Here is a 7491-nt window from a genome sequence, read left to right as displayed (position 1 = left end):
CGAAGCCGACCGGGCCGAGGATATGTATCGCGCGCGCGACAAGGAGCGGCTGCGCGCGCAATATGAAACCGGCGACGTCCGCGCCGCGCGCGACCGCATCATCACGATCGACGAGCGCGCGGAAATCTTCGCCGCGACGCGCAGGGAAATTGCGGCCGAGGCGGACGCCGCCGCCGACGCCCAGGGCGCCGAAGAATTGGGCAGGGGGCAGGAACCATGAACTGGATCGCGATCCTCGCCGCTTTGTCGGGCGCGCTGGCGGTCGCCGCCGGTGCGTTCGGCGCGCATGGCGCGAGCGGGCAGGCGGCCGAATGGCTCAAGACCGGCGGGCAATATCAGCTGATCCACGCCATCGCGGCGCTGGTCGCGCTGAAGCTGGCGGCGAGAGGGCCCGCGACGTGCTTTGTCATCGGCGGGTTCGTCTTCGCCGGCACGCTCTACCTGATGGCGTTGGGCGCGCCGCGCTGGTTCGGTGCGATCACGCCGATCGGCGGAATGGCGCTGATCGCCGGCTGGCTATGGCTGGCATGGAGCGTGCGTAACGGATTGTAACGCGTTGGTCGGGCTATCGCTAAAGCGACCAGCGGATGGAATAGGTTGCGAAGCTCGGATTGCCCTTCGGCGAGAAGCGGCCATGCTTTCTAACGACATCGCAGGTCGTGCTGTCGAGGTCGGGATCGTTTGACGACGCCACGACGCGGCAAGCGTCCACCCTGCCGGCCGGATTGACCGTGACCATGACCGTGACACGCCCCTGCGCGCCGCGACTCTTGGCGCCTGCCGGATAATCGTCAGCGACGAACCATCGCCCCGGGTTCCCGACTGGTTCGGCTTGCGCCTTCGGGTCGACGCCCCAACTGCGCATCAGATTGTCGTTGCAGGTCTTCATCGCATCGAGCACCGGCTGTACCTTGCCCATCGCGAGCGCGAACGAATCCTTGCCAACCGTTATCGACATGCCAGTCGATCGACTGAGTTCGGTCATGAAGTCGCCGCCGACCGAAATTTCGTAGCCCCGCTGCAGGTTTCCCTTGGTGACCCAGCTTAGATAGTCGAGGGTCACTTTCCGACCAGACGGCTCCAGCCTGATGGTTGCGCTGCCGCGCCGGACGCCGCCGCCCCTCGCGTCGGGTGCGACCAGCAGGAGGGTTGCGCCGCCGGCCTGCATCGCGATCGCCGGCTCGAAACCGAAGAGAAGGGGGACGTCGCCAGTCCCGAACGGGCGCGACGCCAGGCACATGTCGGGCCGATAATCGACCGTCCATTTTCCCGACGGCGCCAATGCGGTGTTGGCGATCGCGACGGCGAGAAAACCTGCAAGAATCACGATGCCTTCCCCCGAAGTCCGATTTACCCAAGCGATATCCGGTAATTAGCGCTACTTGTCGAGTTTGGGTGTCGGCGGACTGTAAACCGGCCGGAGGCGACCCTGACGATCGCGGTAGAGATATCGCTCCTCTTCCGCTTCGATCGCATGCGGCGACACGCGATCCGGCGCGGTCGCGAAATGGCGGTCGATCGCCGTGACTTGCCGGTCGGCACGCCCGCCGCGAATCACCCAGATGATGGCGAGCCATGCCAGTACCGGCACGGTCAGGACGATCGGCGCGATCTGGATCGCGGTCGCGATGATCTCCCGGTCACTGCAATTCGCCGCGCATCGGCCGGTCATCCAGTCGAACAGCGCCTGAAGGTCGGCCGGACCGGCAATCTGGATCGTCGCCAGCACCGCTGCCGGCAGGTAGATTACTGCGCCCATGCCGACCAGCAGGATCCGGACGACGTTCCGCTCGGTTACGGCGGTCGACCGCAATTCGGTTCTGCGTCCTGACCCTCGGCGACGCGAATTCGACCGACCGTCACGGGGGTGATCGGCCGGCTCGCTCACCCCTGCGTGTCCAGAAAAGCCGCGACGTCCGCCAGGTCGACCGAATGGTCGAGATAGGTCCGCCCGATCCCACGCGCGAGCAGGAAAGGCAGGGTGCCGGCGTCCATCTTCTTGTCGTGACGCATATGGTCGACCAACGTCGTGCCGCTCGCCGAAATGCCGGCCGCCTTCCTCCCGGCGGGCAGGCCGACCTTGCGCAGTTGCGCGGCGACGCGTTCGGCATCCTGGCCCGGGCACAGGCCGCGCCGTGCCGAATAAGCGAAGGCCAGCGCCATGCCCGCCGCGACGCCCTCGCCGTGGAGCAGTCGGTCGGAAAAGCCGGTCTCCGCCTCGAGGGCATGGCCGAAGGTGTGGCCGAGGTTGAGCAGGGCGCGCTTGCCGGTGGTTTCGCGCTCGTCCTCGGCGACGATCCGCGCCTTGGCGGCGACCGAGTGCGCGATGGCGTGCTCGCGCGCGGCGGGATCGCCGGCGAGAAGTTTGTCGCCGTTCGCCTCGCACCATTCGAAGAAGGCGAAATCGTCGATCAGGCCGTATTTGACCACCTCGGCGTAGCCGGCGCGGGCTTGGCGCAGCGGCAACGTGTCGAGCACGTCGGGATCGATCAGCACCAGGCCCGGCTGATGGAACGCGCCGATCAGATTCTTGCCGGCACGGGTGTTGATCGCGGTCTTGCCGCCGACCGAACTGTCGACCTGGGCGAGCAAGGTGGTGGGGATCTGGACGAAGCCGCAACCGCGCTTGACCACCGAGCAGGCGAATCCGACCAGGTCGCCGATCACGCCACCACCAAGCGCCACGACATGATCGCCGCGTTCGACTCCGTGGGTCAGCAATTGGTCGGTCAACGCTTCGAGCTGTGCCCAGCTCTTGGTGCCTTCGCCCGGCGGCAACACGATCGCCTCGCTGGCAACGCCGGCGGCGGCGAGCGTTTCCTGCAAGGTCGCGAGATGCGGCGCGACATTGGCGTCGCTGACGATCGCGATCGAGCGGCCGCGCGACAGCGGCTTGAGGTAGTCGGAGGCGCGGGCGAGCAGGCCGCGCTCGATGACGATGTCGTAGCTGCGGGTACCGAGGGAAACGGGAACGATGGTCACAGGTCGAGGGCCTTCAGGATGGCGTTGACGGCCGATTCGTGCGGCGCCTGATCGCTGGCGATGCGGATCGGGGCCTGCGCGTAGATCGGATTGCGCACGGTGGCGAGTTCGTCGAGCACGTCGCGCGGATTGCGGTTGCGGAGCAGCGGCCGGGTATCGCGCCGCCTTACCCGCTCGGCCAGGACGTGAGTCGGCGCGTCGAGCCAGATCGCGATCGCCTGATCGAGGATCAGCGCGCGGGTCTCGTCATTGATGAACGCGCCGCCGCCGGTCGCGATGACCTTGGGCGTGCCGTCGACCAGCCGCGCGATGACGCGCCGTTCGCCGTCGCGAAAATACGGTTCGCCGAATTTCTCGAAAATCTCGCTGACCGACATGCCGGCGGCTTCCTCGATCTCGGCATCGGCATCGGCGAAGGGCAGATGGAGGCGCGCGGCGAGGCGGCGGCCGACGGTCGACTTGCCGACGCCCATCAACCCGACGAGCACGATCGGCTTGCCGGTCCACGAAAGAGAAGGGGGAGCGCTTTGCAACATGGGTTTGGGGGCTATACAGCGCACCGCACGCTCGGGCACAAGCATTGTCCCGGGCGGGGTATCGGGCGGCGTGCCGATTTGAACGCCGAAAGATTGTAGAGAGTGGTGGCGCATGTCGCGAATGATGGTGGTGCTGATCGTCGTGTTGGTGGTGCTGGTCGGGGGGCTGTTCCTCCTGTCGGGCCGGGCGCATGAGACGCAGCAGACCAAGGTGGAAAAGGCTGTCTCGCTTGCCAATCTCCAGAGCTAGCGCCGGCGTTTCCGCGCTCGCGATCGCGCTGCTCGCCGTCGGCGGAGCCGCGCTCGCGCAGCAGAAGCCCGAATCGATCCTGCCGCCCGGCTTCGACCAGCCGGTCGCGCCCGCCCCGGCGCCGCGGCCCTCGCCGCGCGCGTCCGCGCCCGCGCCGACTCCTGCGCCGTCGCCTGCGACCGCTCCCGCCAACGGGACGGCGCCGGTCGCGACCGCGACCGCGAGCACTCCCGGACTGCCCGTACCGGCGCCGGTCGCCACCGATCCGCTGACCGGCCTGCCGATCGCGGTCCCGACGCCGGCGGCGACGCCGGGCGTCGCGCATTATACCTTGCCCGAATCGTCGCGCCGCGACCTGGCGATGATCGGCATCGTGCCAGTCGCCGAGCGGATGATGAATCCCGCCGCCTTCGGCAATGCCGACGGGCGCTATATCGAGCGGCTGATGCGCAATACCCGGGCGCCGATCGCGTCGCGCTGGGTGTCGATCGCGCTACGTCGCCTGCTGATGCAGCCGATCGCGACGCCGCGCCACGTCAACGGTGCCGATTTCGCCGCCGAGCGCGCCTGGCTGCTGCTGCGCATGGGCGAATCGGTCGGCGCGCGCGCGATCGTGCAATCGGTCGATCCGCAGGATTACACGCCCAAACTCTATCAGGTGGCGATGCAGGCCGCGCTGGCGACCGGCGATGTCGGTGCGATGTGTCCGCTGGCCAATGACGCCGTCAAGGTGTCGAGCGAGCCCGCCTGGGTCCTGGCGCGTGCGATGTGAGCGTCCATGTCGTCGTCGCCCAGCACGGCGACGCCGCTGATGAACCAGGCCAAGCGCGTCGCGGCGGGAGTCGACCTCGCGCTCGCGCAGAAGATCGCGGGCCGCGCGTCGAACAAGGGCGACATGACGATCGAATGGGACGGCGTCACGAACCTCAACGCCTGGCGCTACGGGCTGGCGATGGCGGCGGGGGAGACGATTCCCGACGCGCTGTTCGACGGCACCGGGCCGCAGATGCGTTATTGGCAAGTGCTGGCGCCGCAGGAGACGCCGGTCGAGCGCTCGCAATTCGCCGATCAGGCGGCGGGACAGGGCATTCTCTCCAACCTGGCATTGGTCGACCTCTATGGGCTGATCGATGCCGGCGACGACCAGGGTAATCCCGCCAATGGCGTCGCGAGCGATCTCCGCACGGCGTATACCGGCGGCACCCGCGACGCCCGGCTCGGCGCGCTACGTGGCCTGTGGGGCCAGGAGAATATCGACCTGGCCGGCTATGGCCGGCTGGTGCTGACCGCGCGCGCGGCGCAGCGCATTCCGGTCGCCGGCAAGACCGATGGCAGCGACCAGCTCGTCGCCGCGATGCTGAGCGCCGGGCTCGATCGTTCGGCGGCGCGGTGGCGCGGCGCGGTGGCGCGCGGCAGCCTGGGCTGGGCGCTGATCCTGGTGTCCGATCCCGACAGCAAGGCGCGCTATGGATCGGGCGAAGTCGGCGCGTTTTCCGCCGACGCCGACAAGCAGCGGATGTTCGCGGCCGGGCTGGCCGGGCTCGGCCGGATCGATGTCTCGGTCGCGCAAGGCTATGGCGTCGACGTGCAGGGCGACAACCGCTGGACGCGCGCGATCGACCGCGCCGCCGCGGAAGGACGCCCGGGCGAAGTCCTGGTGCTGAGCGCTGCCGGGTTGCAGACGCCGGGCTGGCACGGCGTGCCGGCCGCCGCCTTGTACCATGTCGTAAACGCGCTGCGCGTGGTTGGAATGGGCAATATCGCGCGGATGGTCGCGGCCGAGGCCGTGACGCGGGCTTGACCGCCCGCCCGGCCCTCGACGACCGCGCGCTGATCGAGCGCTTTCTCGAAATGCTCGCCGCCGAAGCCGGCGCGGCACCGAATACGATCGCGGCTTATGCCAGCGACTTGCGGCTGGCGTCGGAAGCGCTCGACGGCCGCCTTGCCGGGGCTGGCGCCGCCGAGGTCGAGCGGCTTGGCAATGGCTGGCGCGACCTGGCGCGCGCGACCGTCGCGCGCAAGGCGGCGGCGCTCCGGCGGTTCTACGCTTTCCTGGCCGACGAAGGACACCGGACCGACGATCCCGGCGCCGCCTTGCCGCGGCCGGGGGCGCGGCGACCGCTGCCCAAGGTGCTCAGCCATCAGGACGTCGACCGCCTGTTCGCGGCGATCGCCGAGCGTCAGGCGCGGGTGCCGCCCGATCCCAACGATTTGCGCCTCGCGGCCCTGGTCGAGCTGCTCTACGGTTCCGGATTGCGGGCGACCGAACTGGTCTCGCTACAGCGCAACGCGATCCAGCCCGACCGGCCGTACATCATTCTCAAGGGCAAGGGCGGGCGCGAACGTCTCGCCCCGATCTCCGACCGCGCGCGCGCGGCGGCCGCCGCCTGGCGCGCGCACGTCGCAAGCGACCGGGCTTGGCTTTTCCCGTCGGGCAAAGGGCATTTGTCGCGCGTCCGCCTCTATCAATTGATCAAGGCGCTGGCCGCCGACGCGGGGATTCCGCCCGATCGCGTCAGCCCGCACGTGCTGCGCCATGCCTTCGCGACGCATCTGCTCGAGGGCGGGGCGGATTTGCGCGCGCTCCAGGCGATGCTCGGCCATGCCGATATCGCGACGACCGAAATCTACACGCATGTCGACAGCAAGCGGCTGATCGACCTGGTCAACACCCGCCACCCGCTCGTTGACGCGGTCCCCCGCCGGCAATAGAGCGCCGCGCTCAACATCGTGGGGCGAAGCGGGGCGACAAGCTTGGCCCGAACGGATAATAGGGCGCGCATGGCAACCTTTCTGGATTTCGAGAAGCCGATCGCCGAGCTGCAGGGTCGGATCGACGAGCTTCGCGACACCGCATCCGACGGCGCGATCGACATCGACAGCGAGGTCGCGCGGCTGCAGGCCAAATCGGATGCGATGCTCAAGGCGACGTACGCCAAGCTGACGCCGTGGCAGAAGACCCAGGTCGCGCGCCATGCCGACCGGCCGCATTTCAAGGATTATGTCGCCGGCCTGTTCGAGGACTTCATGCCGCTCGCCGGCGATCGCGCGTTCGCCGACGACCAGGCGATCCTTGGCGGCTTCGCCACGTTTCGCGGGCAGAAGGTCATGGTCATCGGCCATGAGAAGGGCGACGACACCGCCAGCCGGCTCAAGCACAATTTCGGCATGGGCAAGCCCGAGGGCTATCGCAAGGCGATCCGCCTGATGGAACTGGCCGACCGCTTCGGTCTGCCGGTGCTGACTCTGGTCGACACCTCGGGCGCCTTTCCGGGCGTCCAGGCCGAGGAACGCGGCCAGGCCGAAGCGATCGCGCGCTCGACCGAGACGTGCTTGAAGCTCGGCGTGCCGATGGTCGCCGCGGTGGTGGGCGAGGGCGGTTCGGGCGGCGCCATCGCGCTCGCTGCGGGCAATCGCGTGTTGATGTTCGAACATGCCGTCTATTCGGTGATCTCGCCGGAGGGATGCGCCTCGATCCTGTGGCGCACCGCCGACAAGGCGGCCGACGCCGCCGAGGCGATGAAAGTGACCGCGCAGGACCTGAAAGGGCTCGGCGTCATCGACACGATCGTCGCGGAGCCGTTGGGCGGCGCACACCGCGATCCCGCGGCGGCGATCGACGCACTGGGCGACGCAATGGCGAACGCGCTGGGCGGACTTCACAATATGAGCCCGGAACAGCTGAAGCTCGACCGCCGCGACAAGTTCCTGGCGATGGGGCGG

11 protein-coding genes are annotated in these 7491 nt (G+C 68.5%); 7 read left to right on the top strand and 4 right to left on the bottom strand.

What is annotated here, in order from left to right; all coding sequences use genetic code 11:
* On the top strand, nucleotides 1–220 hold a 220-nt coding region (locus ACTHJR_RS01140), incomplete at its 5' end, for a hypothetical protein (RefSeq protein WP_440521204.1).
* Nucleotides 217–552, top strand: a complete 336-nt coding sequence (locus ACTHJR_RS01135; protein ID WP_440521203.1) for a DUF423 domain-containing protein — start codon at nucleotides 217–219, stop codon at nucleotides 550–552. The genes ACTHJR_RS01140 and ACTHJR_RS01135, both read left to right, overlap by 4 nt.
* A 19-nt stretch (nucleotides 553–571) precedes the next feature.
* Here the strand turns inward: ACTHJR_RS01135 and ACTHJR_RS01130 are convergent, their stop codons facing one another.
* The 4 genes from ACTHJR_RS01130 to ACTHJR_RS01115 form a co-directional block, all read right to left on the bottom strand.
* Nucleotides 572–1327 carry an energy transducer TonB gene (locus ACTHJR_RS01130; RefSeq protein ID WP_440521202.1) on the bottom strand — a complete coding sequence of 252 codons (756 nt, stop codon included), beginning with the start codon at nucleotides 1325–1327 and terminating at the stop codon, nucleotides 572–574.
* 51 nt (nucleotides 1328–1378) lie between these two features.
* Nucleotides 1379–1813, bottom strand: coding sequence for a hypothetical protein (locus ACTHJR_RS01125; protein ID WP_440521200.1), 435 nt, complete (start codon nucleotides 1811–1813; stop codon nucleotides 1379–1381).
* 71 nt (nucleotides 1814–1884) lie between these two features.
* Nucleotides 1885–2982, bottom strand: a complete 1098-nt coding sequence (gene aroB, locus ACTHJR_RS01120; protein ID WP_440521199.1) for a 3-dehydroquinate synthase — start codon at nucleotides 2980–2982, stop codon at nucleotides 1885–1887.
* Nucleotides 2979–3518 carry a shikimate kinase gene (locus ACTHJR_RS01115; RefSeq protein ID WP_440521197.1) on the bottom strand — a complete coding sequence of 180 codons (540 nt, stop codon included), beginning with the start codon at nucleotides 3516–3518 and terminating at the stop codon, nucleotides 2979–2981. The genes aroB and ACTHJR_RS01115 overlap by 4 nt, the downstream gene beginning before the upstream one ends.
* A gap of 112 nt (nucleotides 3519–3630) precedes the next feature.
* Here ACTHJR_RS01115 and ACTHJR_RS01110 point away from each other — a divergent pair, with 112 nt between their 5' ends.
* The 5 genes from ACTHJR_RS01110 to ACTHJR_RS01090 form a co-directional block, all read left to right on the top strand.
* Entirely contained in the window at nucleotides 3631–3768 is a 138-nt protein-coding gene (locus ACTHJR_RS01110) for a hypothetical protein (RefSeq protein ID WP_440521196.1), read from the top strand.
* Entirely contained in the window at nucleotides 3749–4540 is a 792-nt protein-coding gene (locus ACTHJR_RS01105) for a hypothetical protein (RefSeq protein WP_440521195.1), read from the top strand. Before ACTHJR_RS01110 ends, ACTHJR_RS01105 begins: the two co-directional genes overlap by 20 nt.
* 6 nt (nucleotides 4541–4546) lie before the next feature.
* Complete coding sequence (locus ACTHJR_RS01100) at nucleotides 4547–5569, top strand: hypothetical protein (protein ID WP_440521193.1); 1023 nt, start codon at nucleotides 4547–4549, stop codon at nucleotides 5567–5569.
* 50 nt (nucleotides 5570–5619) lie between these two features.
* Entirely contained in the window at nucleotides 5620–6480 is an 861-nt protein-coding gene (locus tag ACTHJR_RS01095) for a tyrosine-type recombinase/integrase (RefSeq protein ID WP_440521205.1), read from the top strand.
* 69 nt (nucleotides 6481–6549) lie between these two features.
* Nucleotides 6550–7491 (top strand): acetyl-CoA carboxylase carboxyltransferase subunit alpha (locus ACTHJR_RS01090; protein ID WP_440521192.1); only part of this gene is annotated, 942 nt, incomplete at its 3' end.

Origin of the sequence: Sphingomonas sp., assembly GCF_051962185.1 — a bacterium.
Taxonomy (GTDB): domain Bacteria; phylum Pseudomonadota; class Alphaproteobacteria; order Sphingomonadales; family Sphingomonadaceae; genus Sphingomonas.
The sequence above is the reverse complement of the archived record's forward strand: the minus strand, read 5'-3'. Positions and strand labels throughout refer to the sequence as shown.

Coding starts and splice junctions, on each gene's coding strand:
- ACTHJR_RS01135 (WP_440521203.1), top strand. CDS start 217: ATGAACTGGATCGCGATCCTCGCCGCTTTGTCGGGCGCGCTGGCGGTC.
- ACTHJR_RS01115 (WP_440521197.1), bottom strand. CDS start 3,518: ATGTTGCAAAGCGCTCCCCCTTCTCTTTCGTGGACCGGCAAGCCGATC.
- ACTHJR_RS01110 (WP_440521196.1), top strand. CDS start 3,631: ATGTCGCGAATGATGGTGGTGCTGATCGTCGTGTTGGTGGTGCTGGTC.
- ACTHJR_RS01100 (WP_440521193.1), top strand. CDS start 4,547: ATGTCGTCGTCGCCCAGCACGGCGACGCCGCTGATGAACCAGGCCAAG.
- ACTHJR_RS01095 (WP_440521205.1), top strand. CDS start 5,620: ATGCTCGCCGCCGAAGCCGGCGCGGCACCGAATACGATCGCGGCTTAT.